This window comes from Achromobacter sp. 18P8.1.1 (genome assembly GCF_057799415.1).
In genome coordinates, this window is record NZ_JBYOKH010000022.1 from 52,771 (window position 1) to 79,138 (window position 26,368).

A 26,368-nucleotide genomic window follows, 5' to 3' on the forward strand; every position below is an offset into this window, starting at 1 on the left:
AACTTTCAAGACCGGTCAGTGACAGATCGGCTATTTATCCATGACGCGTGGATATTTGGTGGAACATTTTGACTTGTGGCAAGCCTCGTGCAAGGTTCGCCTACCAGAATGACCAAATGATTCGAAAGAAATCAATCAGCCTTAAGGCGTATGAACAATACCAGGAGACACAAATGCAAAAAACCCGGGATTTCCATTACAGATCATTGCATGACCGCGATGGCTTCTGGCGCGAAGAGGCTGGCCGCATCCACTGGGAGACGCCCTTCGAGTCTGTCCTGGACTTCTCGCGGCCGCCATTCGCCAAGTGGTTTGTAGGCGGCAAGACCAATCTTTGCTACAACGCGGTCGACCGGTGGCTGCCCACGCAGGCTGACCAGCCGGCCCTGATCTGGGTGTCCACCGAAGTCGACCGGGAACAGGTCTACACCCGGCAGGACGTCTATGAAGAGGTCAACGCGGCCGCCGCCATGCTCAAGGAGCTGGGGGTGGGGCGCGGCGATCGGGTGCTGCTGTATATGCCGATGGTGCCGGAAGCGGTGTTCACGATGCTGGCCTGCGCCCGGATCGGCGCGGTCCACTCGGTGGTGTTCGGCGGATTCGCGTCGGTCAATCTGGCGCAGCGCATCGACGACGCCGCGCCCAAGGTGGTGGTTTGCACGGACGGCGGGTCGCGCGGGGGCAAGGTCGTGCCCTATAAGCCGTTGCTGGATCGTGCGCTCGCCCTGGCCAAGACGCCGCCGGCTGCCGTCGTGGTGTTCGACCGCGGCCTGGCGCCGTTCGAACCCGTGGCCGGGCGTGACCTGGACTACGCCACCCTGCGCGAGCGCCACCGCGGCGCGCGCGTGCCGGTGCAATGGCTGGAATCGTCCGAACCCAGCTACATCCTCTATACGTCCGGTACGACCGGCAAGCCCAAGGGCGTGCAGCGCGACACCGGCGGCTATGCCGTGGCGCTGGCTTCGTCGATGGAATACCTGTTCAACGGGCGCGCCGGCGACACTTTCTTCTGCACCAGCGACATCGGCTGGGTGGTCGGACATTCCTACATCATCTACGGCCCCTTGATCGGCGGGCAGGCGACGGTGCTCTACGAGGGCACGCCCGTGCGCCCGGACGGGGCCATCCTGTGGAAGCTGGTCGAGCAGTACGGCGTGAATACGCTGTTTTCGGCGCCGACGGCGGTGCGCGTCCTGAAGCGCCAGGACCCCGCGCTGCTGAAGCGCCATGACCTGTCCAGCCTGCGCGCCGTCTACCTGGCGGGCGAGCCGCTGGACGAACCGACCGCCCACTGGATATCGGAAGGCCTGGGCAAGCCCATCATCGACAACTACTGGCAGACCGAATCCGGCTGGCCCATCCTGTCGGCCCAGCCGGGGGTGGAGCGCGTGCCGACCCGATTCGGCAGCCCGTCCTTTCCGGTGTACGGGTTCGACGCGCGCATCGTCAGCGAATCCACGGGCGAAGACCTGGGGCCGGACGAGAAGGGCGTGGTGGCGATTGTGCCGCCGCTGCCGCCGGGTGCCATGTCCACCATCTGGGGCGACGACGCGCGTTTCGTGCAGACCTACTTCACGTCGATTCCCGGACGCCAGGTGTATTCGACCTTCGACTGGGGGCGGGTGGATGCCGACGGCTACTGGTTCATACTTGGCCGCACGGATGACGTGATCAACGTGGCGGGCCATCGCCTGGGCACGCGCGAGATCGAGGAGTCGGTCAACAGCCACAGCGGAATCGCGGAATGCGCGGTGGTCGGCGTGGCCGATGCGCTCAAGGGGCAAGTGGCCATGGCGTTTGCCGTGCTGAAGAATCCTGCCAGCGCCGACACGGAGCAAGGGGCAAAGCAGCTGGAAGGCGATATCATGCGGCTAGTGGAAGATCAGCTGGGAGCGGTGGCCAGGCCCGCCCGGATCCGGTTCGTGGGTGCATTGCCCAAGACCCGGTCCGGCAAGGTGCTGCGCCGTGCGATCGTCGCGGTATGCGAAGGACGCGATCCCGGAGACCTGACGACCATTGAAGATCCTAACGCCCTGGAACAGATCAAGGAGTCGCTGCAATGAATACCAAACCCGTGCTGAGCGCCGAAGACGTCAAGAAGATCCTCGCCGCGGCCGAAGCACACGCCGTGCAGAACAAATGGGCCGTGACCATTTCGGTGGTCGATGACGGTGGCCATCTGCTGGGCATGCTGCGCCTGGACGGCGCAGCCCCGATCTCGGCGCACATTTCGCCCTCGAAGGCCAAGACGGCCGCGCTGGGCCGCCGTGAATCGCGCATCTACGAAGAGATGATCAACACCGGCCGCGTGTCCTTCCTGTCCGCGCCGCTGATCGACGGCCTGCTGGAAGGCGGCGTGCCGATCACCGTCGACGGCCACGTGGTGGGCGCGGTTGGCGTGTCGGGCGTGAAGTCGACCGAAGACGTGCTGATCGCACAAGCTGGCATCGCCGCGCTGGGCCTGTGAGCCAAGCGCAGCAACCGGAGCCGTCTGCCGACGGTTCCGCGCCGAACGCCGGAGCAGGGGACGCAAGCCCCCTGAATCCCGGCGTGGCCAAACGCGAAGTCTGGGCCTGGGCCATGTACGACTTCGCGAATTCCGGCTACACCACCGTGATCCTCACGGCGGTGTTCAGCACGTATTTTGTTGGCGTGGTCGGCGGGCGTGCCCCGTGGGCCACGCTGGCCTGGACCGCGGCGCTGTCGCTGTCCTATCTGCTCATCATGTTGACGATGCCCACGCTGGGCGCCCGCGCTGATGCGAACGGCAGCAAGCGCCGGCTGCTCTATACCAGCACGATCGGCTGCGTGGCCGCGACCCTCGTGCTGACCCAGGCGGGGCCGGGCGATGTCTGGCTGGCGCTGGCCGCCATCGTCGTATCCAACTATTGCTACTGCGTGGGCGAGTCCGTGGTGGCGGCATTCCTGCCCGAACTGGCCAGGCCTGCGGCGCTGGGGCGCGTGTCGGGCTGGGGCTGGAGCTTCGGCTATTGCGGCGGGATGCTCACGCTGGGCCTGTCGCTCGTCGTGGTCACGTTGGCCGAGGGGCGCGGCATGACGGCGGAACACTTCGTGCCTTGGGTCATTGTCGTCACCTGCGCGGTGTTCGCGCTGGCGGCGCTGCCGTCCTTCTTCCTCTTGAAAGAGCGCACGCGCCCGCAAGCGGACAAGCCCGAAGCGCTGCACATGCTCAAGCGCCTGGCCTACGCCTGGCGCGAGACGGGCCAGCACTTTCCCGAATTCCGCCGGCTGCTGATGTGCATCGCCTGCTATCAGGCGGGCATTTCGGTCGTCATCACGCTGGCGGCCGTGTACGCGTCCGAAGTCATGGGCTTCACGACGCCGCAGATCATGCTGCTGGTGTTCACCGTGAACATCGGTGCGGCGCTGGGCGCGTTTTCGTTCGGCTATGTGCAGGACCGCATCGGCCACAAACCGGCTCTGGCCATTACGCTGTGTGGCTGGATCGTGATGGTGCTGGTCGCGTATGCCGCAACGACGGCGCCCGTGTTCTGGGTGGCCGCCACGCTTGCCGGCCTGTGCATGGGCACGACCCAAAGCGCGGGCCGCGCCATGACGGGTGCGCTGGCGCCCGCCGGCCGCCTGGCCGAGTTCTTCTCGCTGTGGACCTTCGCCGTGCAATTGGCCGCGGTGATCGGCCCGCTGACCTACGGTCTGGTGACCTGGGGCACGCACGGCGACCACCGCCTGGCCATCCTCGTGACCGGCCTGTTCTTCGTGGGCGGCCTGGCCCTGCTGTCGCGCGTGGACATGAAGCGCGGCCTGGCCCGCCGCCCCGCCGTCTGATAGAACGCCGCGCCACCGCCTGCCGCGGCTGCGGCCGGGCTGCTATCCTTATGAACTGCCTTTGATGCGTCGCGTGCCACGCGACGCATCAAGCGGATTGCTTTGCACTGCTATGCAGGTGCGTTGTCAGCTTGTGCGTGCCGCTGGGGTCGACGCCGTTCCGGTGTTTCCCGCCCTGAGCCGGCGCTGTCAGGTCTCTGCGTTCCCATGCGTATGCGGGCTCCGGCCCGCATTTTGCGTAAGGTGCCCGTAAGAGCGCGGCGATACGGTGGCGGGTGGGTAATAAAACAGCAGCACAAACAAACAGAATCACCGATTGGAGACAAGATCATGTCGAATGCCATTGAGTCCGTACTGGTAGAAACCCGCGTCTTCCCGCCGCCCGAGCGTGCGGCGCAGGGCGCGGCGATTCCCAGCATGGACGCCTATAACGCGTTGTGTGCCCAGGTCGAAAATGATTTCGACGGCTTCTGGGCCGGCCAGGCCCGCGACAACCTGACGTGGACCAAGCCGTTCACGCAGGTGCTGGACGAAACCGACGCCCCGTTCTACCGCTGGTTCGGCGACGGCGAACTGAACGTCTCGGCCAACTGCCTGGACGTGCACCTGACCAACGGCAACGCCGACAAGACCGCCATCATCTTCGAAGGCGACGACGGCACGGTGAACAAGGTCAGCTACCGCGAACTGCTGGCGCGCGTGTGCCGCTTCGCCAACGGCTTGACCGCGCTGGGCTACAAGAAGGGCGACCGCGCCATCATCTACATGCCCATGTCGATCGAAGCCGTGGTGGCCATGCAGGCCTGCGCGCGCCTGGGCGTGACGCATTCGGTGGTGTTCGGCGGCTTCTCGGCCAAGAGCCTGCAAGAGCGCATCGTGGACGTGGGCGCATCGCTCGTCATCACCGCCGACGAGCAAGTACGCGGCGGCAAGACGATCCCGCTGAAAGTCGCGGTGGAAGACGCCATCGCGATGGGCGGCTGCGAAGCCATTTCCAAGGTCATCGTGTACCGCCGCACCGGCGGCAAGGTCCAATGGACCGAAGGCCGCGACCTGTGGATGCACGAGGTCGAGGCCGGCCAGCCCGACACCTGCGAGCCCGTGCCGGTCAACGCCGAGCATCCGCTCTTCATCCTCTATACGTCGGGCTCCACCGGCAAGCCCAAGGGCGTGCAGCATTCGTCGGCAGGCTACCTGCTGTGGGCGCTGCTGACCGTGAAGTGGACGTTCGACGCCCGCAAGGACGACGTCTACTGGTGCACGGCCGACGTGGGTTGGGTCACCGGCCACACCTACATCACCTACGGCCCGCTGGCCGCCGGCCTGACGCAGGTCGTGTTCGAAGGCGTGCCGACCTACCCGAACGCCGGCCGCTTCTGGGACATGATCGCGCGCCACAAGGTCACGACGTTCTACACGGCGCCCACCGCCATCCGTTCGCTGATCAAGGCGTCCGAAGCGACGCCCGACGCCCATCCGAAAAACTACGATCTGGACAGCCTGCGCATCATCGGCACGGTGGGCGAGCCCATCAACCCCGAAGCCTGGATCTGGTATCACAAGAACGTCGGCCGCGAACGTTGCCCGATCGTGGACACGTGGTGGCAGACCGAAACCGGCGGCCACATGATCACCCCGCTGCCGGGCGCCACGCCGACCAAGCCGGGTTCGTGCACGTTGCCGCTGCCGGGTATCGCCGCGGCCATCGTGGATGAGACCGGCGGCGACGTCGACAAGGGCAATGGCGGGTTCCTCGTCATCAAGCGTCCGTGGCCCGCGATGATCCGCAACATCTGGGGCGATCCGGAACGCTTCAAGAAGAGCTACTTCCCGCCGGAACTGCGCGGTTACTACCTGGCCGGCGACGGCGCGCAGCGCGACGCGGACGGCTACTTCTGGATCATGGGCCGCATCGACGACGTGCTGAACGTGTCGGGCCACCGCCTGGGCACGATGGAAGTCGAATCGGCGCTGGTGGCGCACGAGCTGGTGGCGGAAGCCGCCGTGGTGGGCCGCCCCGATGACACGACCGGCGAAGCCGTGGTGGCGTTCGTGGTGTTGAAGCAGGCACGTCCGGAAGGCGAAGAGGCGCAGGCCATTGCCAAGCTGTTGCGCGACTGGGTGGCCAAGGAGATCGGCCCCATCGCCAAGCCCAAGGACATCCGCTTCGGCGACAACCTGCCCAAGACGCGTTCGGGCAAGATCATGCGCCGCCTGCTGCGCGTGGTAGCCAAGGGCGAGGAAGTCACGCAGGACGTGTCCACGCTGGAGAATCCCGCCATCCTGGAACAGCTGGCCAAGCCCCTGTAAGTGCCTCCGGCCGTGACGGGCCGGAGCCTTGCAGCGCGAGGGGAGCATAATGTCAGACGCCCGCACCGGTAATTGCCGGTCCGGGCGTCTTGTCTTTTTGCACCCCTTACTTGAATGGAGCCACGGACGTGAGCCGCAGCAGTTTTGATCGCGCCGGATTAGCGCTGATGCTCAGCACCATTGTGGTCTGGGCAGGCAGTTGGATCGCGATGAAACTGATCGTGCCCTACATCGGCCCGTTCGACTTCGTGGCGCTGCGCTATGTGACGGGCAGCGTCGTGCTGTTCGCGCTGGCGATCGCCACGCGCCGGCCGCTGGCGATGCCGCCGTGGAAGCTGACGCTGCTGATCGGATTGACGCAGACGGCAGGGTTCCAGGGGTTCGTGCAAACGGCGCTGGTGTCGGGCGGCGTGGGCAAGGTGTCGCTGATGGCGTACACCATGCCGTTCTGGGTGGTGCTGTTCGCCTGGTGGCTGCTGGGTGAACGCCCGTCGATCCGGCATGGCCTGGGCATCGGCCTGGCAGCAGTCGGGCTGGTCTGTTTCGTGGAGCCCTGGAATGGCCTGGGCGACATCCGTCCCGTGCTGCTGGGGCTGGGCAGCGGCCTGTGCTGGGGCGTGGGCACCGTGTTGTCCAAGCGAATGTTCGAACGCCATGCACCCGACGTGATGACGTTCACCGCCTGGCAGATGCTGTTCGGCGGTCTGGTGATGGTGCCTGTGGCCTATCTCGTGCCGCAGATGACCGCGCAATGGGGCTGGCCGCTCTGGACCGGCATGACCTACATCGTGCTGATCGCCACGGCGGCTGGCTGGTTGCTGTGGCTGCAGGTGGTGCGCCGCGTGCCCGCGTCGATCGCCGGGCTGTCCAGCCTGGGCGTGCCGGTGGTCGCCATGCTGCTGGCCTGGGCGATCCTGTCCGAGCGCCCCTCGTGGGGCGAAGTGGGCGGCATGGTCCTGATCCTGGCCGGCATCTTCATCGTCAGCCGGGCGGCGCCGGCGGTACGTGCTTCGTGACCCGGCTTGCCGGCAAGCGCTCCCGATACTCATCCCCCAAACTCCATTCCCTATCCAAGGATTTCCCATGATCGATCTGCGTAGCGACACAGTCACACGGCCTTCGGCTGCCATGTTGCAGGCGATGGTTTCCGCCCCGTTGGGTGACGACGTGATGGGCGACGATCCCACCGTGATCCAGCTGCAGGCGGCCGTGGCCGAGCGCGCGGGCAAGGCGGCGGGTCTGTTCTTTCCGTCCGGCACGCAAAGCAACCTGGCCGCGTTGATGGCGCATTGCGATCGGGGCGACGAATACCTGGTGGGGCAACAGGCCCACACCTATAAGTACGAAGGCGGTGGCGCGGCGGTGCTGGGCAGTATCCAGCCGCAACCCATCGAGCACGCCGAAGACGGTTCGCTGCCGCTGGAAAAGCTGGCTGCGGCGGTCAAACCGTTGGGCGACGCGCATTTCGCCCGCACCCGCTTGCTGGCGTTGGAAAACACGTTCCACGGCAAGCTGATCCCGGCCGCCTATATTCAGGCGGCGACGGCATGGGCGCGGGAACAGGGCCTGGGCACCCACCTGGACGGCGCGCGCGTGTTCAACGCAGCCGTCGCCAGCGGCAAACCGCTAGTCGACATGTGCCAGCCGTTCGACTCGGTGTCGATCTGCTTTTCAAAGGGCTTGGGCGCGCCCGTCGGTTCGGTGCTGGTGGGCAGCGACGAGCTGATCGCCCGCGCGCGCCGCTGGCGCAAGATGCTGGGCGGCGGGCTGCGGCAGTCGGGCGTGCTGGCGGCCGCTTGCCTGTACGCGTTGGAGCACAACGTCGAGCGGCTGGCGGATGACCACGAGAACGCCCGTGCGCTGGCCGAAGGCTTGCGCGGCATTGCCGGTGTCAAGGTCTTGAGCCAGGACACCAATATGCTGTTCGTGGAATTCGAGCCGGCACGCTGCGAGGCGTTGACGGCCGCGCTGGCCAAGGAAGATATCCAGATGCGCGCCGTGTACGGCGGGCCGACGCGGCTGGTGACGCACCTGGACGTGTCCGCCGACGACGTGCGCCGGGTCGTCCAGGCCGTGGCGCGCCATCTGGCCTGAGCGGATCAGGCGCTGGCGCGCAGTACGTCCGCCAGCACCGTGAACAGCTCGTCGATCTGGGCGCGTTCGATGATGAGCGGGGGCGACAGCAGCATCGTGTCGCCCGCCGAACGGATCAGGCAACCTCGTTCCAGGCAGGCGTTATGCACCGCATAAGCGCGCTGGCCGGGCTGGCCTTCCAGCGGCGCCAGCTCGATTGCGGCCAGCAGGCCGATGTTGCGGATGTCGATCACATGCGGCAGCCCCTTCAGGCTGTGCGCCGCATCTTCCCAGTAGCGTGACAGTTCCTGGCTGCGTTGGAACAGGCCTTCGCGGCGGCAGAGGTCCAGCGTCGCCAGGCCCGCGGCGCACGCGACGGGATGGCCTGAATAGGTGTAGCCGTGCGCAAGCTCGATGGCGCTTTCGGGCCCTTGCATGAACGCGTCGTACACGTGCTGCTGCACCAGCGTCGCGCCCATCGGGATGGCGCCGTTGGTCAGGCCCTTGGCGCTGGTGATGATGTCCGGCTTGACGCCGAAGAAGGACGACGCGAAGGCGCCGTCGATGCGCCCGAACGCGCAGATCACCTCATCGAAAATCAGCAGGATGCCGTGCGCGTCGCAGATCTCGCGCAGCCGCTGCAGATAGCCGCGGGGCGGCACGATCACGCCGGTGGAGCCGGCCACCGGCTCGACGATGACCGCGGCAATGGTCGAGGCGTCATGCAGCGCCACGATGCGGTCCAGCGTATCGGCCAAGTGGGCGCCCCAGTCCGGCTGGCCGCGCGTATAGGCCATCTGCTGGCGGTCATAGGTATGCGGCAGGTGGTCCACATAGGGCAGCAGATTGCCGAAGGGCTTGCGGTGGCCGCCGATGCCCGACACCGACAATCCCCCAAAACCCACCCCGTGGTAAGAGCGTTCGCGTCCGATCAGCCGCACGCGCTGGCCCTGGCCACGCGCCCGGTGGTAGCCCAGCGCGATCTTCAGCGCGGTGTCGACCGCTTCCGAGCCCGAGTTTGAAAAGAACACGTTGGAAAAGCCCGCGGGCGCTTCGGCGCACAGCGCGTCGGCCAGCTCGAAAGCCAGCGGGTGGCTCATCTGGAAGGAGGGCGCGTAATCCAGTTCGTAGGCCGTGCGTGCGATGGCTTCGACGATTTCGGGCCGGCGGTGGCCCGCGTTCACGCACCACAGGCCGGCAATGCCATCCAGCACGCGGCGGCCGTCGGGCCGGATGTAGTGCATGCCTTCTGCAGCGGTGAACAGCACCGGATCCCGCTTGACGCGCCGGTTGGCGGTAAAGGGCATCCAGAAGGCATCGGAATGGGGGGCGGAGGGGGGAAGCGGCATGGGCGATCCTGCAGGAGTCAGTTCAGGGTACGCTTATTTTGTATTAAACAAATGATAAATACAATACTACCGAAAGCGAAGCGGCGTGCGCCGGCCTGCCGGGAAACGCGGCGCGAAAAGCGGGGGGTGTGACGGGTCAGGAGGCTTGCAGCGAGGCCTTCAGGTGGCGGCGCATCAATTGCGCGGCCCATTCCTGGTCGCCCGATTCCAGGGCTTCGATGATCTGCAGGTGTTCGCTGCTGGAATTGACGAAGCGGGCGTCGCGATAGAACGCGGCGTGCTCTTCCAGACGGCGCAACTGGTTCTGCTGCTGCACCGCCTGCAGGATGTAGCGGTTGCCGGAGAAGCGGGCCAGCAATTCGTGGAAGGATGCGTTCAGTCCGAAGAAATCGGTGGCTGAAATGTCGGCGTCGGCGCGCTGGATCAGCGCTTCGTGCGCCGCGCGCATGCGCGCAAGCGCCGGCTTGTCCACACGGAACGTGGGTTCAAGCAAACCGGCGCATTCGATGGTCATGCGAAAGCGATAGCTCTCGCTAAGCGCTTCGGCGCTTTCCAGCGAGGGGGCGAATTGCCACCCATGCCCTTTGCGTTTTTCGATCAGGCCGTCGGCGGACAGCTGCAGAAGCGTCTTGGCCAGCACGCTGCGCGGCGCGCCATAGCGTTGGAGCAGTTCGCGTTCGGTGAAGGTCTCGGGCAGGCCGCGCGAGGCGCGGTCGTCGATCAGCCGGCGATACAACTCGTTTTGCGTCGGGCCCGCGCCTTCGAACAGGGCGGCGCCCGCGCCTGCGTTTTCCGCCACGGTATAGCCGCTGTTGGGGCGGTGTTTGATCAGGCCCTGGGCGGCCAGCAGGCGCAACGCGCCGCGCACCGGGGTGCGCGACACCTTGTAGGCCGCGGCCAGGGTCTCTTCGGAAAGATGTTCACCCGGCGAGTAGCGCCCAACCACGAGGTCTTCCGCGATATGGCGCGCCAGATCGACTTGCAGCGGCGTGGGGCGGGCGGGGGCGGCGGTGGACATGGCGCGTTGACGAAGCGGAAAAGGCGGCGGAGCGGCAATGGTACCGGACACCCGCAGGCCGTTGCAGTGGTGGATGGCTCCGTAATATGAACTTTAATGGAAATTAATACAACGTGATTTGGTCTGGTTCGGATCAGCCGTGACGGATGCGGCTGTCGGACGGCGCTTCGTCGCGCTCGGTCATGCCGTAATCGCGCAGCACCTGCGCCACCCGCAACCGATAGTTCTGGAACACGCCACCGCGTCCTGCTTCCTGCGCGCGGCGGTGCGATTCCAGCGATCGCCAGCGCTTGACCGCGTCTTCATCCCGCCAGAACGACAGCGACAGCAGCTTGCCCGCATGGGTCAGGCTCTGGAAGCGTTCGACGGAGATGAATCCATCAATGGCCTTCAGCTCGTCGATCAGGCTTGCGGCGATGTGCAGGTAGGGATCGGGGTTGCCGTTGGCGGGCTCGACTTCGAATATCACGGCGATCATGGCGTGGGTTCCTTTGAAAACGCAAACTGCGGGACGCGGGCATTGGGCAGCGGCCGATAACGGAAATGGGAGGCCAGGGCGGCAGCGTCGACCCCGGCTTGCAGCAGATGCACCAGCGCGTCCGCGGCGTGGCGCCGCGCCAGGCCTTGGCCAGGGCAGGCGTGGCCGGGCGCCTCTGAGCCGGGCGCCCCTGAGCCGGGCGCCCCTCCGCCGGGCGCCCCTCTACCGGGCGCCCCGAACGTCCAGCCGGCATCAGGGTGGACCGTTGCGGCGGCAGCCAGCACCAGCAGCACGGTCTGCCCGGCATCGATCCGCTGGCCGTTGATCGTGATCGAGTCAGCCAGGAATCGCCGCGTGTTGTGCAAGGGCGGGTCGTGGCGGATGACGTGATCGATGATCGTCTGGGCATCGGCGCAGGCCGCGTCGGCGGACAGGCCCTGCCGGCCGATATGGACCAAGGCATTGCCCAGCAACCCGGCGCCGGCCTCGCAGGACTGGAACAGCAGGCCGACAAGGTTCGCTGCCAGCACGGCAGCCGGAATCTGCGCACGCGCGCCGTCCTCGCGCAGCGTGCGTAACGCAGGGGTGGCGTCGCCGGCAGACAGCAAGGATTCCAGGCGGGATTGCAACGCCTGGGCCGCGGCATGAGCGGCGGCAATCGCGTCGGCGTCAGCCGGGGCGGGCAGGGCGGCCAGGAAGGCGGCGATCTGCGCCGCGCTGTCGGCCTGTAAAGCGGGGCTCAGCCCCAGGAAGGCCGCTTGCGCATGCACGGGCGCGGCGGTCAGGTAGCGGTCCACGGTGGCCGCATCCCCGGCCGGCATCTCGGGCCAGCGCGGCGTACAGGGCTGCGTGCCTTGTTCGCGGAGGAATGCCGTCAGCAAGGCCTTGACCCGCGTGTGCAAGACGCTGTCGTTCATGCGCACGAAGCGGCCAAACAGCTCGCCAGCAGGGCCTGGGCACAAGCCCCGAGGCACGGGTTCCGACGGAGGGCGCACACGGGCGGCCGAGTCACGCATGACGGCCAGGATCGTGTCTGGATGGCTGGCGACCCAAAGGCCTAGCGCCTCATCCCGATACAGCGGCCTCTCGCGCGCCAGGGCGGCGTAGTAGGGGTAAGGGTCGGCGTGCGTGACGGCAAGCAGGGGATGAGCGGGAAGCATGGCGTGGCCGGCGGTGGATCTGGCTGCCAGTATCCACCGCCCGGACAATCAACGATTCGGCGCCGGACGAACTATGCCTGCGCTGCGCCGGCGTCGGCCAGCAGGGCCGCGTATCCCACCCGTGAATCCGGCCACTGCAGCGTGAACCCGCTTGCCCGTAGACGGGCATTGCTGAGCTTCTTGCTGCCCACGTTCGCCGGGGCAGGCGCGATGCGTGGGGCAGGCGCGCCGGCCATCGCCGCCAGCTCGGCGTACAGCGCATGCAGCGGCAGCGGCGTGTCGTCGCAGCCGATGTAGACGGGATCGACGTCCGGCAGCAACGCCAGATGCACGACCGCGGCCGCTGCATCGTCGATATGGATGCGGTTGGCCCAATGCTCGGGTTGCACGGGCGCGCCCGCCGCCCCGCTACGCAGCCGCTCGATCAATTGCAGACGGCCCGGCCCGTACAGGCCGGCCAGCCGCAGCGAGGTGGACGACAGGCCGCGTGCCGCCAGCGCCGCTTCGGCCTCCAGCAGCACCTGGCCGTTGAACCCTTGCGGGGCGGGCGGCGTGTCTTCGTTCACCCAGCCGCCCTCATGTTTGCCATAGACGGCGCTGGACGACACGAACACAACGCGCTTGAGCCGCGACGCATCCAGTACGTCCAGCACCGCTTGCAGGCCGTCGATGAAGACGCCCCGGTAGACCGCGGCGTCGCGCGAACCGGGGGCGGGCAGGTGGATCAGGCGGGTCACGGCCGCGGGCAGGGCGGGCAGGCTGGCGGGCTGCGTGATGTCGCCTTGCAGCCACCGGATGCCGCTGTCGTCGTCCTTGGGCGGATGGCGGCGCAGCGCATGGACCTCGTCGCCGCGCGCCAGGAAGCGCCGGGCGACGCGCTGGCCCAGGTCGCCGCAGCCAATGAGAAGTACGCGTTCGGTCATGGAAGTCACCTGAAAAATGAAAAAGCGCCCCAAGGGGCGCCTTGTGGCGGGGCGGGCCCCGGCCGGATCACATGCCGCTGTACACCGGCCCTTCGCCGCCTTGCGGCGCCACCCAGACGATGTTCTGGGTCGGGTCCTTGATGTCGCAGGTTTTGCAGTGCACGCAGTTCTGCGCGTTGATCTGCAAGCGGTCGTCGCCGTGGTCGTCCTTGATGAACTCGTACACGCCGGCCGGGCAGTAGCGCGATTCCGGGCCGCCGTACTTGGCCAGGTTGACGCTGACCGGCACCGACGGATCCTTCAAGGTCAGGTGGATGGGCTCGTTTTCCTCATGGTTGGTGTTCGAGATGAACACCGAGCTGAGCTTGTCGAAAGTGAGCTTGCCGTCGGGCTTGGGATAGTCGATGCGGGCGCATTCCGATGCCGGTTGCAGACAGGCGTGGTCGGGCTTGCTGTGGCGCAGGGTCCAGGGCATCTTGCCCTTGAGCAGCAGTTGTTCGACGCCGGTCATCACGGTAGCGATGGTGCGGCCCTTCTTGAACCACTGCTTGAAGTTGCGCGCCTTGTTCAGTTCGGCGTGCAGCCAGGAGGCCTCGAACGCCTTCGGATAGGCGGTCAGCTCGTCCTGGCGGCGGTCGGCCACCAGGGCGTCGAACGCGGCTTCGGCGGCCAGCTTGCCGGACTTGATGGCGGCGTGGCTGCCCTTGATGCGGGACGCGTTCAGGAAGCCGGCTTCGCAGCCGACCAGCGCGCCGCCCGGGAAGGTCAGCTTGGGCAACGACAGCAGGCCGCCGGCCGTGATGGCGCGGGCGCCGTAGGCGATGCGCTTGCCGCCTTCGAACGTGCCGCGGATGGCCGGGTGCGTCTTGTAGCGCTGGAATTCATCGAACGGCGAGAGCCACGGGTTGGCGTAGTCCAGGCCGACGATCATGCCCACTGCGACCAGGTTGTTGTCCAGGTGGTACAGGAACGAGCCGCCGTAGGTGTCGGAATCCAGCGGCCAGCCGGCCGTATGGATGACGAGTCCGGGCTTGGATTGCGCCGGATCGACTTCCCACATTTCCTTGATGCCGATGCCGTAGGCCTGCGGATCGCGGCCGTCGTCGAGCTTGAAGCGTTCGATCAGCTGGCGGCCCAGTTGGCCGCGTGCGCCTTCGCCGAACACCGTGTAGCGGGCATGCAGTTCCATGCCGGGCTGGTAGTGGTCGGTATGCGAGCCGTCGCGGGCGACGCCCATGTCGCCAGTGACCACGCCGCGCACGGCGCCGTTTTCGTCGTACAGCACTTCAACGGCAGCGAAACCGGGGAAAATGTCCACGCCCAGCGCTTCGGCCTGTTCGCCCATCCACTTGACGACGTCGCCCAGACGGACGATGTAGTTGCCTTCGTTGTGGAAACAGGGCGGCAGCAGCCAGTTGGGCGTGGCGCGCGCGCCCGTCTGGGACAGGAACAGGAACTTGTCCTGCGTGACGGGCACGTTCAGCGGCGCGCCTTTTTCCTTCCAGTCGGGGATGAGCTCGGTCAGTGCCAGCGGGTCCATGACGGCGCCGGACAGGATGTGTGCACCCAGTTCCGCGCCTTTCTCAAGGACGCAGACGCCGATCTCCTGATTCTTTTCAGCGGCCAGCTGCTTTAGACGGATTGCGGTGGCCAGGCCGGCGGGTCCACCGCCAACCACGACCACGTCATATTCCATCGACTCGCGTTCAGACATTTGCAAAGCTCCCCGTATGTATTCCATATATGGCTGGAAGTATTATCGGCGATTGTATTGCAGGCGGAGGCCATGTATGCCTTCGTATTTCTTTTAGCCTTCAGGAGTAATTGGTGAACCCGGACAATCTGTCTGCGCGGATTCTGGCGGTGGGCGATACCCATCAGGTGGAATTGCCTTTGCGGTGGGGCGACTCAGACGCCTTGAATCATCTGAACAACACGCTGTATTTCCGCCTGATGGAAGAGGCGCGTATGCAGATCCTGTACGACGCGGGCTTCGAGCTGCCTGCCGACAACGGCGCCATCCTGGCCCATGCTTCGTGCGATTTCCTGCGCCCGCTGACGTATCCGGCGACCGTGCGCGTCACGCACAAAGTGACCCGCATCGGCCGTTCCAGCGCGGAATTCGAGCTGCTGCTGGAGAAGGTGGGCGACGATGCCGGCCCCTATGCGCGCGGGCGCAACGTGCTAGTCTGGATGGACTACGTGGCCAATACGTCCGCACCGTGGCCGCAGGAAGTGCTGGCGCAGATGGCGACGCAGTTCAAGGCAGCCGCCTGAGGGCGGGCAATCCCGCAGGGGCGATCCTCCGAAAGCCCGCGCGGAATTGGCCGTCATGCCGTTAAAATCAAGCGCAAAACCAGAATAGAAATAAAGGGGCGCGCCACCCTCGGCGCCGCGACCCAGAGACATCGGGCAATGTCGCGATGCCGTCTGGGGCCGACGCCGGCAGCCGCGCTCCAAGGAAAAACAGGGCCCTCCCCGAATTTCTTGATCCCCAGGCGGGACGGCCGCGCAAGCGGCGGGGCGGGCACTCTTGAGTTCGACCTTAACTAGGAGTTGGAGCGATGGACAAGGTTTTTGCAAGCGCCCAGGAGGCGCTGGCAGGCATCGTCAAGGACGGTCAGATGATCGCCGTGGGCGGTTTCGGCCTGTGCGGTATTCCCGAGGCCCTGATCGCCGCGCTGCGCGATTCGGGCGTGAAGGATTTGACGTGCATCAGCAACAATGCGGGCGTCGACGGTTTCGGCTTGGGCCAGTTGCTCAATACGCGCCAGGTCCGCAAGATGATCGCGTCCTACGTGGGCGAGAACAAGGAATTCGAACGCCAGTTCCTGTCGGGCGAACTCGAGCTTGAGTTCACCCCGCAAGGCACGCTGGCCGAGAAGCTGCGCGCCGGCGGCGCGGGCATCCCCGCGTTCTTCACGCGCACCGGCGTGGGCACCATCGTGGCCGACGGCAAGGAAATCCGCGAGTTCGACGGCCAGCAATACGTGATGGAGCGTTCGCTGGTGCCGGACGTGTCGCTGGTCAAGGCGCACATCGCCGACCGCAGCGGCAACCTGGTGTTCCGCAAGACGGCCCGCAACTTCAACCCGAACGTCGCCATGGCCGGCAAGTTCACGGTGGTCGAGGTCGAAGAGATCGTTGACACCGGCAGCCTGGATCCCGATCAGATCCACCTGCCCGGCATCTATGTGCAACGGATCGTGCTGAACACGACGCCGGAAAAGCGCATCGAACAACGCACCACTCGCCCGGCCTAAGGAGAAGACGACATGGCATGGTCCCGCGATGAAATGGCGGCGCGCGCCGCGCGCGAGCTGCAAGACGGTTTTTATGTGAACCTGGGTATCGGCTTGCCGACCCTGGTGGCCAACCACGTGCCCAAGGGCGTGGAAGTGTGGCTGCAATCCGAGAACGGCCTGCTGGGCATCGGCCCGTTCCCCACCGATGACGAAGTCGACGCTGACCTGATCAACGCAGGCAAGCAGACGGTGACGACGTTGCCGGGCTCGTCGATCTTCTCGTCTGCGGACTCGTTCGCGATGATCCGCGGCGGCAAGATCAACCTGGCCATCCTGGGCGCGATGCAGGTGTCCGAAAAGGGCGATCTGGCCAACTGGATGATTCCGGGCAAGATGGTCAAGGGCATGGGCGGCGCAATGGACCTGGTGGCCGGCGTCGGCCGCGTCGTGGTCCTGATGGAGCACGTGGCCAAGAAGAAGGACGGCACTGAAGACATCAAGCTGCTGCCCGAATGCAATCTGCCGCTGACCGGCGTGGGCGTGGTCGATCTGATCATCACCGACCTGGGCGTGATGGAAGTCACCGAAGGCGGCCTGAAGCTGCTCGAAACAGCGCCTGGCGTGACCGTGGACGAAATCCAGTCCAAGACGCTGGCCAAACTGGACGTGTCGGCCGTCAAATAAACCGGCTGCTCCCGTTTACGCAAAACGCCCCGCAAGGGGCGTTTTTCATTGGGCGCTAGGCGGTTTCGTCCAGCCGCATTCCCACGTGCGGGATGCCATCCTCGATGTATTCCTCGGTGACCTGCACAAAGCCGTGCCCGCCGTAGTAGTTGCGCAAGCGGGCCTGGGCGCCCAGGTACATGGCGCGGCCGGGCCAGCGCTGGCGCACTTCCTGCATCGCATGGCGGATCAGCTCGTGGCCCAGCCCCTGGCCGCGTGTCCAGGGCGCGGTGATGACGCGTCCGATCTCGATCTGCCCATCTTTCTGCGACGGGTCCAGCATGCGGCAATAGGCGGCCAATTGGCCGTCCTGCCATGCCATCAGATGGCACGTCTGGCCGATCAGGTCCTTGCCGTCGATGTCCTGGAAGATGCACTGTTGTTCTATGACGAAAACTTCCGTGCGCAGGCGCAGGATCGCGTAGATCTCCGGCACGGTCAGGTCCTGGTGGGGCTTGCAGATCCAATCGGGCATTGCGTCAATCCAAGGCTTCAGGGGGTGAAAAACAGGGCGCCGTTAGCGTACCTCAAACCGGCCCCGTTTCTTTTGATGCACTGTTACATAAATTCACGGGTATACCCTTACTATGAAAATGAATTTTCTTATCTAAAATTTGTGTGTAAACAGATTTACACAAACCTCAGCTAAGACCCATCCCCCCACCGATGAACAAGGCCGCACTTACGATCGCTGATCGGATCGCCCGGGCTCAGCCCGCGTTGAGCCGGACGCAGCACAAGATGGCCGAGTACGTGCTGGCGCACCAGTTCCGCGCCGCCACGATGACCATCGACGAGTTCGCGGCAGCGGTAGGGGTATCGGTGGCCACGGCCAACCGCTTTGCGCGCGCCCTGGACCTGCCGGGCTATCCGCAATTCCGCGCCGAACTGGCGCGCGGATTCGAAGCCGCGCTGGAACCCGTCGAAAAGCTGCGTACCGAACTGGCGCATTCCGCCAGCGCCGTGCAGATCTTCGCTGCCACGCTGGAAGAAGACATCCGCAACGCGCAGCGCAACCTGCAATCGCTGGATTCGGCCGCCTGTGAGCAGGCGGTGGAGGCCATCCTGGCCGCCGACCGCGTGTTCATCATCGGTTTCGGCGCGAGCGGCTTTCTGGCCGGCCTGCTGCAACGCGGCCTGTGCATGAGCCTGCATTCCGTCGAATCGTTGGCCGGTCCCGGCGGCGTGTCGCACGCGGCGCGCCAGATGTCGCGCATGACCGCCAAGGACCTGGTGATCGCTATCGGTTTCCCGCGCTATCTGGCCGACACCGTGACGCTGGCCGCCGCCGCCAAGCAGGCTGGCGTGCCCGTTCTGGTGCTGACCGACAAACCCACATCTCCGCTGGCGCCCACGGCATCCGTCGTGCTCTACGCGTTTTCCGCGCGCCAGCTGATTCCCAATTCCGAAACCGCTGCGCTGGGGCTGATCGAAGCCCTGTCCGCCGCGGTGGCCTATCGGGCCAAGAATTCCGTCGCGGCCGCTGCTGGGGTGACCCAGTCCGTGATGCCGTGGCTTATCCATGGAGTAGGTAAACGATGATTCAACCCGTGATTGCCATTCACGGTGGCGCCGGCGCGATGTCCCGCGCGGCCATGTCGCCCGAGAAAGAACAGGAATACCTGGCCGCCCTGGAGTCCATCCTGACCGCCGGCCAAGCCGTGCTGGCCCGTGGCGGCAGCGCTCTGGACGCCGTCACCGAAGCCGTGCGCCTGCTGGAAGATTGCCCGCTGTTCAACGCCGGCCATGGCGCGGTGTTCACCAGCGCCGGCACCCACGAACTGGACGCCGCCATCATGGATGGCGCCACGCTGCGTTCAGGCGCCATCGCCAACGTGAACTGCGTGCGCAACCCTATCTTTGCCGCGCGCAAGGTCATGGAAACCAGCAAGCACGTGTTTTTCGTGGGCGAGGGCGCTGAAACCTTCGCACGCGACGCGGGCCTGGAAATCGTCGATCCGTCGTATTTCTCGACCGAAGCCCGCCGCGAACAACTGCTGCGCGTGCAGCGCGAAACGCCGGAAGCCGCCGTGCTGGATCACGACGGCCAGGCCATGGTCGCGCGCGGCCAGCCCGCACCGGCCGATCCGCTGGATGCCGACAAGAAGTTCGGCACGGTCGGCGCGGTGGCCGTTGACGCCCAGGGCAACCTGGCGGCTGCCACCTCCACCGGCGGCATCACCAACAAGCAGGTCGGCCGCGTCGGCGATGCGCCGCTGATCGGCGCCGGCACCTACGCCAGCAACAAGACTTGCGCCGTCTCCACGACGGGCACCGGCGAGATGTTCATCCGCATGGTCTCGGCTTACGACGTGGCGGCACAGATGGAATATTGCGGTGCGTCGCTGGAAGCGGCGGCGGATCGCGTCGTGATGGAAAAACTGCCCACCATCGGCGGCAAGGGCGGCCTGGTGGCCGTCGACGCCCAGGGCAATGTGGCGTTGCCTTTCAACACGGAAGGCATGTATCGGGGTTACGCCCGCGTGGGCGAAAAGCCGGTTACCGCGATCTATCGTTAAGCGGCGACGGGTTCGTTTTTTCAGTATTTGGGGATATTAAAGAGATGGTTGATCGCGCAAACAGCCTGGCGCTGCCGGAAAACCGCGTGGTCCAGGTCGACGACCTGACGGTGCGCTTCGTAGGTTCGGAGCGCACGGTCGAAGCCGTGCGCAACCTGTCGTTCCATGTGGACCGGGGTGAAACCCTGGCCATCGTGGGCGAATCGGGTTCGGGCAAGTCGGTGACGTCCCTGGCACTCATGCGTCTGGTGGAACATGGCGGCGGCCGCATCGCCCAGGGCAGCATGGCCCTGCGTCGGCGCAACGGCTCCGTGATCGACCTGGTCGGTTCCAGCCAACGCGTGATGCGCAATGTGCGTGGCGCGGACATGGCCATGATCTTCCAGGAGCCGATGACCTCCTTGAACCCGGTGTTCACGGCAGGCGACCAGATCGCCGAATCGATCCGCCAGCACCAGGGCAAGGACGCTGCGGCCGCGCGCGCCGAGGCGCTGCGCATGCTGGAACAGGTGCGCATTCCGGAAGCCAAATCGGTGCTGGACCGCTATCCGCACCAGTTGTCGGGCGGCATGCGCCAGCGCGTGATGATCGCGATGGCGCTGGCCTGCAAGCCGGCGCTGCTGATCGCCGACGAACCCACCACCGCGCTGGACGTCACCATCCAGGCGCAGATCCTGCAACTGATCCGTCAGCTGCAGGAAGAAATGCATATGGGCGTGGTGTTCATCACCCACGACATGGGCGTGGTCGCGGAAGTGGCCGACCGCGTGCTGGTCATGTATCGCGGTGACAAGGTCGAGGAAGGCCCGTCGGAACAGGTCTTCTCCGCACCCAAGCATTCCTACACCAAGGCGCTGCTGTCGGCGGTGCCGAAGCTGGGCGCCATGGAAGGCACCGATCTGCCCGCGCGCTTCCCCCTGCTGCAGGTGGAAGGCCAGGCGCAGCCCGTGGCCGAACCCGGCGTCACCAGCACGCAGGAAGTGCCGGCCGCCAAGCGCGAGCCGATCCTGAGCGTGCGCAACCTGGTGACGCGCTTCGATCTGCGCGGCGGCATCCTGAGCCGCGTGCAGCGTCGCGTGCACGCCGTGGAACAGGTCAGCTTCGACCTGTACCCGGGCGAAACGCTGTCGCTGGTGGGCGAATCCGGCTGCGGCAAGTCCACGACCGGCCGTTCGCTGCTGCGTCTGGTGGACAGCCAGGGCGGCGAGATCAAGTTCGGCGGGCGCGACATCGTGCGCCTGAAGAACAGCGAACTGCAATCCCTGCGCCGCGACATCCAGTTCGTGTTCCAGGACCCGTTCGCGTCGCTGGATCCGCGCGTCACGGTCGGGTTCTCCATCATGGAGCCGCTGTTGGTGCACGGCGTGGCCAAGGGCCGCGACGCCGAGCGCCGCGTGTCTGAATTGCTGGAGCGCGTGGGCATGCCGCCGGAAATGGCGCAGCGCTATCCGCATGAATTCTCGGGCGGTCAGCGTCAGCGCATCTGCATCGCGCGCGCGCTTGCCCTGAACCCGAAGGTCGTGATCGCGGACGAATCGGTGTCGGCGCTGGACGTGTCGATCCAGGCCCAGATCGTGAACCTGCTGATCGACCTGCAGCGCGACATGGGCATTTCGTTCTTGTTCATCTCGCACGACATGGCCGTGGTGGAGCGTGTCAGCCATCGCGTGGCCGTGATGTACCTGGGCCAGATCGTCGAGATCGGCCCGCGCCGCGCCATTTTCGAGAATCCGCAGCACCCGTACACCAAGAAGCTGATGTCGGCCGTGCCGATCGCCGATCCGGCGCGCCGCCATCTGAAGCGCACCTTGCTGTCCGATGAAATCCCCAGCCCGATCCGCAAGCTCGGCGACGAGCCGGTGGTGCAGCCGCTGGTGCAGGTTGGAACCGATCACTTCGTTGCCCGCCATCCGGTCGGCGGCGCGTATTGATTCCGTTGTCGTACTTGTTTTTCTTCCACCAAACCCCCTAATTCCATTTTGGAACCAGGAGTTGCAATGATGAAAGTTCTGCGCCCCACCAAGCTGATGGCCGCCGCTGCGGTGGCCTTCGGTGTGCTCACTTCGCCGTTGGCGTTTGCCGCCAAGGACGTGACGTTTGCCGTCTCCATCGCACTGGAAACGCTTGACCCGTACAACACCAACAGCACCCTGAACCAGGCGGCCGGCAAGGCCTACTACGAAGGCCTGTTCGAATTCGACAAGGACCTGAAGGTCCAGAAGGTCCTGGCGACCGACTACACCGTCAGCGAAGACGGCCTGGTCTACACGTTCAAGCTGCGTCCCGACGTGAAGTTCCACGACGGCACCGACTTCAACGCCGAAGCGGTCAAGATCAACTTCGATCGTCCGGCCAACCCGGAAAACCGCCTGTCGCGCTACATCCAGTTCAGCGTCATCGAAAAGATCGACGTGGTGGATCCGCTGACCGTCAAGATCACGCTGAAGAAGCCGTTCTCGGCCTTCATCAACGCGCTGGCCCACCCGGCCGCCATGATGATCTCGCCGGCCGCCCTGGCCAAGTACGGCAAGGAAATCGGTTTCCACCCGGTGGGCACCGGCCCGTTCGAATTCGTCGAATGGAAGCCGGCTGAATACCTGAAGGTCAAGAAGTTCGACGGCTACTGGAAGAAGGGCTACCCGAAGGTCGACACGCTGACCTTCCGTACCGTGACCGACAACAACACCCGCGCCGCCGTGGTGCAGACGGGCGAAGCGCAGTTCGCTTTCCCGGTGCCGTTCGAACAGGCCGCCGTGCTGTCGAAGAACGACAAGCTGGACGTGGTCGATCACAAGAACTCGATCATGGCCCGCTACCTGTCGATGAACACGCAGCAAAAGCCGTTCGACAACGTCAAGGTGCGTGAGGCGATCAACTACGCCATCAACAAGGAAGCCCTGGCCAAGGTCGCTTTCTCGGGCTACGCCACCATCGTCGACGGCGTCGTGCCCACCGGCGTGGACTTCGCGCACAAGACCGGCCCGTGGCCGTACGACATCAAGAAGGCCAAGGCCCTGCTGGCTGAAGCCGGCTACCCCAACGGCTTCGAAAGCCAACTGTGGTCCGCCTATAACGACGGCACCTCGGTGAAGGTGGTCCAGTTCCTGCAGCAGCAACTGGCGCAAGTCGGCATCAAGGTGTCGGTGGAAGTGCTGGAATCGGGTCAGCGCGTGCAGCGCGTCCAACAGGTGCAGAAGCCTGAAGACGCCAAGGTCCGCATGTACTACGCCGGCTGGTCGTCCTCGACCGGTGAAGCCGACTGGGGCCTGCGTCCGCTCCTGACCACCGCCGCGTTCCCGCCGGTGCTGAACAACGTGTCGTACTACTCGAACAAGTCGGTGGACGACGGCATTCAGCTGGCGCTGGCCACGACCGATCGCGCCAAGAAGACGGAAATCTACAAGAACGTTCAGGAAACCATCTGGAAGGACGCCCCGTGGGCCTTCCTGGTGACCCAGAACAACCTGTACGTGAAGTCGAAGAACCTGTCGGGCGTGTACGTGGAGCCGGACACCTCGTTCTGGTTCGGCGACATCGAACTGAAGCAGTAAACCTAGCAGTCACTCTCGGGGCCTTCGGGCCCTTGTAAGGCCACATACGGCGGGGGCGCGGTGTCCCCGCCGATGTTGCAGGAATTTCAATGCTGACCTACATCGTCAAACGTCTTTTGGGCATGATCCCCACGCTGCTGCTGGTAGCCGTGGTCGTGTTCCTGTTTGTGCACATGCTTCCGGGCGACCCGGCGCGACTGGCCGCGGGCCAGGAGGCCGACCAGCAAACGGTTGAGCTGGTGCGCAAGGAACTTGGGCTGGATCTGCCCCTGCCGCAGCAGTTCGTGCGCTATTTCAGCCATATGCTGCAAGGCGACCTGGGTACCTCGCTGCGTACCAAGCGCCCCGTCTCGACCGAGATTTCCGACCGCTTCATGCCCACCCTGTGGCTGACGATGGCCAGCATGGCGTGGTCAGTGACCTTCGGCATGATCATCGGGATCGTGTCGGCCGTCTGGCGTAACCGTTGGCCCGACCGCCTTGGCATGACGCTGGCGGTGTCAGGCATCTCTTTCCCCGCGTTCGCGCTGGGCATGATGCTGATGCAGGTGTTCTCCGTGAACCTGGGCTGGTTGCCGACCGTCGGCGCCTCTAGCTGGAAACACTACATCCTTCCGTCCATCACGCTGGGCGCCGCGGTGGCCGCCGTGATGGCGCGCTTCACGCGAGCCTCGTTCGTGGAAGTCATCCAGGAAGACTTCGTGCGGACCGCCCGCGCCAAGGGCCTGACCGAACGCCGCGTCGTGATCAAGCACGCGCTGCGCAACGCGCTGATTCCCGTCGTGACCATGATGGGCTTGCAGTTCGGCTTCCTGCTGGGCGGCTCGATCGTGGTCGAGACGGTGTTCAACTGGCCCGGCCTTGGCCGTCTGCTGGTCGACGCCGTGACCCAGCGCGACTATCCGGTGATCCAGGGCCTGGTGCTGCTGTTCTCGCTGGAATTCATCCTGATCAACCTGATTGTCGACGTGCTCTATGGCGTCATCAATCCCAGCATCCGTTACAAGTGAGGCGGCCATGAGCAATACGACACCCGCCACGACCATCGCCGCTGTTCCCAAGAACGACGTGCGCACGCCCGCCACCGAGTTCTGGCGCAAATTCAAGAAACAGAAGCTGGGCGTGGGCGCCGGCATCTTCGTCCTGCTGCTGGTCGTGGTCGCGGTCTTCGCGCCGTGGATCGTGCCGTTCGACGCCGAGAACTTCTTCGACTACGACGCGCTGAACGCCGGCCCGTCGCTGACCCACTGGCTGGGCGTGGATTCGCTGGGCCGCGACATCTTCAGCCGCATCGTCATGGGCGCGCGGATCTCGTTGGCGGCGGGCTTTTTGTCCGTTGCCATGGGCGCCATCGTCGGCACCTTCATGGGCCTGATGGCCGGTTACTACGAAGGCTGGTGGGAACGCATCACGATGCGCATCTCGGACGTGCTGCTGGCCTTCCCCGGCATGCTGCTGGCCATCGGCGTGGTCGCCATCCTGGGCTCCAGCATGGTCAACGTGATCGTGGCCGTGGCCGTGTTCAGCGTGCCGGCGTTCGCCCGCCTGGTACGCGGCAATACGCTGTCGATCAAGCAGATGACCTATGTTGAAGCGGTCAAGAGCGTGGGCGCGTCCGACTGGACCATCATCATGCGCCACATCCTGCCCGGCACGATCTCGCCGATCGTGGTGTACGGCACGATGCGTATCGGCACGTCGATCATCACCGCGGCCAGCCTGTCCTTCCTGGGCATGGGCGCATCGCCTCCCACGCCGGAGTGGGGCGCGATGCTGAACGAGGCGCGCGCCGACATGGTGATCGCCCCGCACGTGGCGATCTTCCCGGCGCTGGCGATTTTCCTGACGGTGCTGGCCTTCAACCTGCTGGGCGACGGCCTGCGCGACGCGCTCGACCCCAAGATCGACCGCAAGTAAATGAGTGCCCCGCCGCGCCGCGCCGCCCCTTTTCGGGGGGCAGCTATCCCAAAAGGGGGCGGCGTCAGGCGGCAGGCTCTTCTCGCCGCCGTCCTCGTTTGGATCATGCGCCCCATTGGGGGCGCGTGAGTCGAACGAAGGGCGGCGGCGTTTTGCATTAAGGAGCGTGGCGACACGCGGCAACCATGGATAAACAAGCGCACGAATTTCCCCGCATCGGCGTGCTGCCGTCGGGCCCGCTGGATACGATCTGCGACGTGGGCGATGTCACGGTCGGGCACTGCACGCTGGCCGATGGCCCCCTGCAGACCGGCGTGACCGTGGTGCGCCCGCACGGCGGCGACCCCTATCTGGACAAGGTGCCCGCCGCCGCGACCATCCTGAACGGCTTCGGCAAAAGTACGGGCCTGGTCCAGGTGCAGGAACTGGGCGTGCTGGAAACGCCCATCGCGTTGACCAACACCTTTGGCGTGGGCACCGTCGCCAACGCGCAGATCCGCCAGGCGGTGGCGGCCAACCCCGGCATTGGCCGTGGCATGGCGACCGTGAACCCGCTGGTCTTCGAATGCAATGACGGCTATTTGAATGACATCCAGGCGCTGGCGGTGCAGGAATCGCACTATGCCGAGGCTTGCGCCCACGCTGCCAAGCCGTTCGCGCAAGGCGCCGTCGGCGCGGGGCGTGGCATGTCGTGCTTTTCCTTCAAGGGAGGCATCGGCTCGGCGTCCCGCGTGGCCGCCATCCAGCCCGGCCTGCGCTACACCGTGGGGGCCCTTGTGCTGTCCAACTTCGGCCGCTTGCCCAACCTGACCGTGGCGGGCAGGCCGTTCGGCCGCCGGCTGGCGGACCAGCTGGACTGCGGCCTGGCGCAGCAAGGCGAGAACGCGGTGATCGTGCCCGAGAAGGGCTCCATCATCTTGCTGCTGGCCACCGACGCGCCGCTGGATGCGCGCCAACTGCGCCGGCTGTCCTTGCGTGCGGGCGCCGGCCTGGCGCGCACCGGCTCGGTGTTCGGCCATGGCAGCGGCGACATCGCGCTGGCGTTTTCCACCGCCTATACGATCCCGCAACTGGCCGAGCAGCCGATGCCGGCCGTCGCGATGCTGCATGAAACCCGCATCGACCCCTTGTTCGAAGCGGCCGCCGAGGCCTGCGAACAAGCCATCATTTCCGCGCTCTGGCATGCCGACGGCGTGACCGGGCGCGACGGCCATCACCGCGCCGCCATCCGCGACGCGGCGCCCCAATGGCGCCAGTGGCTGTCCGACACCGCATTCTGAATCCCCTGAGGGCTG

At 65.6% G+C, this 26,368-nt stretch carries 23 protein-coding genes; 16 read left to right on the top strand and 7 right to left on the bottom strand.

The window, feature by feature from the left end; all coding sequences use genetic code 11:
- The first annotated feature begins 116 nt into the window (after positions 1-116).
- The 6 genes from AC27VE_RS15700 (at position 117) to ltaE (ending at position 8,211) form a co-directional block, all read left to right on the top strand.
- The gene (locus AC27VE_RS15700) at positions 117-2,063 is read left to right on the top strand and encodes a propionate--CoA ligase (RefSeq protein WP_081534089.1); all 1,947 of its coding nucleotides are present in this window, start codon (positions 117-119) and stop codon (positions 2,061-2,063) included.
- Positions 2,060-2,467, top strand: coding sequence for a GlcG/HbpS family heme-binding protein (locus AC27VE_RS15705; protein ID WP_006223856.1), 408 nt, complete (start codon positions 2,060-2,062; stop codon positions 2,465-2,467). The genes AC27VE_RS15700 and AC27VE_RS15705 overlap by 4 nt, the downstream gene beginning before the upstream one ends.
- Before the next feature lie 113 nt (positions 2,468-2,580).
- Positions 2,581-3,807: an MFS transporter gene (locus AC27VE_RS15710; RefSeq protein ID WP_035212829.1), complete on the top strand. Its 1,227-nt coding sequence runs from the start codon at positions 2,581-2,583 to the stop codon at positions 3,805-3,807.
- Positions 3,808-4,137: 330 nt separating this feature from the next.
- Entirely contained in the window at positions 4,138-6,117 is a 1,980-nt protein-coding gene (gene acs / locus AC27VE_RS15715; protein WP_280025557.1) for an acetate--CoA ligase, read from the top strand.
- A gap of 128 nt (positions 6,118-6,245) precedes the next feature.
- Positions 6,246-7,133: a DMT family transporter gene (locus tag AC27VE_RS15720; RefSeq protein ID WP_488704385.1), complete on the top strand. Its 888-nt coding sequence runs from the start codon at positions 6,246-6,248 to the stop codon at positions 7,131-7,133.
- A gap of 67 nt (positions 7,134-7,200) precedes the next feature.
- On the top strand, positions 7,201-8,211 hold the full coding sequence (gene ltaE, locus AC27VE_RS15725) for a low-specificity L-threonine aldolase (protein ID WP_488704386.1): 1,011 nt from the start codon (positions 7,201-7,203) through the stop codon (positions 8,209-8,211).
- Positions 8,212-8,216: 5 nt separating this feature from the next.
- On the opposite strand, the gene aptA is transcribed toward ltaE, so the two are convergent.
- The 6 genes from aptA to AC27VE_RS15755 all read right to left on the bottom strand — a co-directional run bounded on the left by aptA (position 8,217) and on the right by AC27VE_RS15755 (position 14,832).
- Positions 8,217-9,539 carry an omega-aminotransferase AptA gene (aptA, locus tag AC27VE_RS15730; RefSeq protein WP_488704387.1) on the bottom strand — a complete coding sequence of 441 codons (1,323 nt, stop codon included), beginning with the start codon at positions 9,537-9,539 and terminating at the stop codon, positions 8,217-8,219.
- 136 nt (positions 9,540-9,675) lie between these two features.
- A complete protein-coding gene (locus AC27VE_RS15735; RefSeq protein WP_006223862.1) occupies positions 9,676-10,557 on the bottom strand; it encodes a GntR family transcriptional regulator in 882 nt (293 codons plus the stop codon).
- Positions 10,558-10,690: 133 nt separating this feature from the next.
- Positions 10,691-11,035 carry an antibiotic biosynthesis monooxygenase family protein gene (locus AC27VE_RS15740; RefSeq protein WP_315132302.1) on the bottom strand — a complete coding sequence of 115 codons (345 nt, stop codon included), beginning with the start codon at positions 11,033-11,035 and terminating at the stop codon, positions 10,691-10,693.
- The gene (locus tag AC27VE_RS15745; RefSeq protein WP_488704388.1) at positions 11,032-12,195 is read right to left on the bottom strand and encodes a cytochrome P450 family protein; all 1,164 of its coding nucleotides are present in this window, start codon (positions 12,193-12,195) and stop codon (positions 11,032-11,034) included. Before AC27VE_RS15745 ends, AC27VE_RS15740 begins: the two co-directional genes overlap by 4 nt.
- Before the next feature lie 71 nt (positions 12,196-12,266).
- Positions 12,267-13,118, bottom strand: coding sequence for an NAD-dependent epimerase/dehydratase family protein (locus AC27VE_RS15750; RefSeq protein ID WP_488704389.1), 852 nt, complete (start codon positions 13,116-13,118; stop codon positions 12,267-12,269).
- A gap of 67 nt (positions 13,119-13,185) precedes the next feature.
- Entirely contained in the window at positions 13,186-14,832 is a 1,647-nt protein-coding gene (locus AC27VE_RS15755) for an electron transfer flavoprotein-ubiquinone oxidoreductase (protein ID WP_427956913.1), read from the bottom strand.
- 113 nt (positions 14,833-14,945) lie between these two features.
- On the opposite strand from AC27VE_RS15755, the gene AC27VE_RS15760 reads away from it, so the two are divergent.
- The 3 genes from AC27VE_RS15760 (at position 14,946) to AC27VE_RS15770 (ending at position 17,047) form a co-directional block, all read left to right on the top strand.
- Positions 14,946-15,395, top strand: a complete 450-nt coding sequence (locus tag AC27VE_RS15760; RefSeq protein ID WP_035212832.1) for an acyl-CoA thioesterase — start codon at positions 14,946-14,948, stop codon at positions 15,393-15,395.
- Between the two features lie 287 nt (positions 15,396-15,682).
- Positions 15,683-16,381: a CoA transferase subunit A gene (locus AC27VE_RS15765; protein WP_054423951.1), complete on the top strand. Its 699-nt coding sequence runs from the start codon at positions 15,683-15,685 to the stop codon at positions 16,379-16,381.
- A gap of 12 nt (positions 16,382-16,393) precedes the next feature.
- A complete protein-coding gene (locus AC27VE_RS15770; RefSeq protein WP_006223869.1) occupies positions 16,394-17,047 on the top strand; it encodes a CoA transferase subunit B in 654 nt (217 codons plus the stop codon).
- A 55-nt stretch (positions 17,048-17,102) separates the two neighbouring features.
- On the opposite strand, the gene AC27VE_RS15775 is transcribed toward AC27VE_RS15770, so the two are convergent.
- The gene (locus AC27VE_RS15775) at positions 17,103-17,561 is read right to left on the bottom strand and encodes a GNAT family N-acetyltransferase (protein ID WP_427956910.1); all 459 of its coding nucleotides are present in this window, start codon (positions 17,559-17,561) and stop codon (positions 17,103-17,105) included.
- Positions 17,562-17,752: 191 nt separating this feature from the next.
- Here AC27VE_RS15775 and AC27VE_RS15780 point away from each other — a divergent pair, with 191 nt between their 5' ends.
- The 7 genes from AC27VE_RS15780 to AC27VE_RS15810 all read left to right on the top strand — a co-directional run bounded on the left by AC27VE_RS15780 (position 17,753) and on the right by AC27VE_RS15810 (position 26,353).
- Positions 17,753-18,628, top strand: a complete 876-nt coding sequence (locus AC27VE_RS15780) for a MurR/RpiR family transcriptional regulator (RefSeq protein WP_006223876.1) — start codon at positions 17,753-17,755, stop codon at positions 18,626-18,628.
- A complete protein-coding gene (locus AC27VE_RS15785; RefSeq protein ID WP_006223877.1) occupies positions 18,625-19,605 on the top strand; it encodes an isoaspartyl peptidase/L-asparaginase family protein in 981 nt (326 codons plus the stop codon). Before AC27VE_RS15780 ends, AC27VE_RS15785 begins: the two co-directional genes overlap by 4 nt.
- Positions 19,606-19,649: 44 nt before the next feature.
- Complete coding sequence (locus AC27VE_RS15790; RefSeq protein WP_006223878.1) at positions 19,650-21,536, top strand: dipeptide ABC transporter ATP-binding protein; 1,887 nt, start codon at positions 19,650-19,652, stop codon at positions 21,534-21,536.
- Positions 21,537-21,602: 66 nt separating this feature from the next.
- Positions 21,603-23,156: a glutathione ABC transporter substrate-binding protein GsiB gene (gene gsiB, locus AC27VE_RS15795; protein WP_006223879.1), complete on the top strand. Its 1,554-nt coding sequence runs from the start codon at positions 21,603-21,605 to the stop codon at positions 23,154-23,156.
- 89 nt (positions 23,157-23,245) lie between these two features.
- Positions 23,246-24,166 (top strand): glutathione ABC transporter permease GsiC, encoded by a 921-nt coding sequence (gene gsiC / locus AC27VE_RS15800; RefSeq protein WP_315132272.1) that lies wholly within the window; start codon positions 23,246-23,248, stop codon positions 24,164-24,166.
- Between the two features lie 7 nt (positions 24,167-24,173).
- Positions 24,174-25,073, top strand: coding sequence for a glutathione ABC transporter permease GsiD (gsiD, locus tag AC27VE_RS15805; RefSeq protein WP_006223881.1), 900 nt, complete (start codon positions 24,174-24,176; stop codon positions 25,071-25,073).
- A gap of 185 nt (positions 25,074-25,258) precedes the next feature.
- On the top strand, positions 25,259-26,353 hold the full coding sequence (locus AC27VE_RS15810) for a DmpA family aminopeptidase (RefSeq protein ID WP_488704390.1): 1,095 nt from the start codon (positions 25,259-25,261) through the stop codon (positions 26,351-26,353).
- The last annotated feature ends 15 nt before the right edge of the window (positions 26,354-26,368 follow it).

Bases quoted from the DNA above. Each gene is read 5' to 3' on its own strand.
- AC27VE_RS15775 (WP_427956910.1), bottom strand. From the start codon at position 17,561: ATGCCCGATTGGATCTGCAAGCCCCACCAGGACCTGACCGTGCCGGAG.
- AC27VE_RS15790 (WP_006223878.1), top strand. From the start codon at position 19,650: ATGGTTGATCGCGCAAACAGCCTGGCGCTGCCGGAAAACCGCGTGGTC.
- gsiD (WP_006223881.1), top strand. From the start codon at position 24,174: ATGAGCAATACGACACCCGCCACGACCATCGCCGCTGTTCCCAAGAAC.
- gsiC (WP_315132272.1), top strand. From the start codon at position 23,246: ATGCTGACCTACATCGTCAAACGTCTTTTGGGCATGATCCCCACGCTG.
- AC27VE_RS15770 (WP_006223869.1), top strand. From the start codon at position 16,394: ATGGCATGGTCCCGCGATGAAATGGCGGCGCGCGCCGCGCGCGAGCTG.
- AC27VE_RS15700 (WP_081534089.1), top strand. From the start codon at position 117: ATGATTCGAAAGAAATCAATCAGCCTTAAGGCGTATGAACAATACCAG.
- ltaE (WP_488704386.1), top strand. From the start codon at position 7,201: ATGATCGATCTGCGTAGCGACACAGTCACACGGCCTTCGGCTGCCATG.
- AC27VE_RS15785 (WP_006223877.1), top strand. From the start codon at position 18,625: ATGATTCAACCCGTGATTGCCATTCACGGTGGCGCCGGCGCGATGTCC.
- AC27VE_RS15745 (WP_488704388.1), bottom strand. From the start codon at position 12,195: ATGCTTCCCGCTCATCCCCTGCTTGCCGTCACGCACGCCGACCCTTAC.
- AC27VE_RS15755 (WP_427956913.1), bottom strand. From the start codon at position 14,832: ATGTCTGAACGCGAGTCGATGGAATATGACGTGGTCGTGGTTGGCGGT.
- gsiB (WP_006223879.1), top strand. From the start codon at position 21,603: ATGATGAAAGTTCTGCGCCCCACCAAGCTGATGGCCGCCGCTGCGGTG.
- acs (WP_280025557.1), top strand. From the start codon at position 4,138: ATGTCGAATGCCATTGAGTCCGTACTGGTAGAAACCCGCGTCTTCCCG.
- AC27VE_RS15735 (WP_006223862.1), bottom strand. From the start codon at position 10,557: ATGTCCACCGCCGCCCCCGCCCGCCCCACGCCGCTGCAAGTCGATCTG.
- aptA (WP_488704387.1), bottom strand. From the start codon at position 9,539: ATGCCGCTTCCCCCCTCCGCCCCCCATTCCGATGCCTTCTGGATGCCC.
- AC27VE_RS15750 (WP_488704389.1), bottom strand. From the start codon at position 13,118: ATGACCGAACGCGTACTTCTCATTGGCTGCGGCGACCTGGGCCAGCGC.
- AC27VE_RS15740 (WP_315132302.1), bottom strand. From the start codon at position 11,035: ATGATCGCCGTGATATTCGAAGTCGAGCCCGCCAACGGCAACCCCGAT.
- AC27VE_RS15810 (WP_488704390.1), top strand. From the start codon at position 25,259: ATGGATAAACAAGCGCACGAATTTCCCCGCATCGGCGTGCTGCCGTCG.
- AC27VE_RS15710 (WP_035212829.1), top strand. From the start codon at position 2,581: ATGTACGACTTCGCGAATTCCGGCTACACCACCGTGATCCTCACGGCG.
- AC27VE_RS15705 (WP_006223856.1), top strand. From the start codon at position 2,060: ATGAATACCAAACCCGTGCTGAGCGCCGAAGACGTCAAGAAGATCCTC.
- AC27VE_RS15765 (WP_054423951.1), top strand. From the start codon at position 15,683: ATGGACAAGGTTTTTGCAAGCGCCCAGGAGGCGCTGGCAGGCATCGTC.
- AC27VE_RS15780 (WP_006223876.1), top strand. From the start codon at position 17,753: ATGAACAAGGCCGCACTTACGATCGCTGATCGGATCGCCCGGGCTCAG.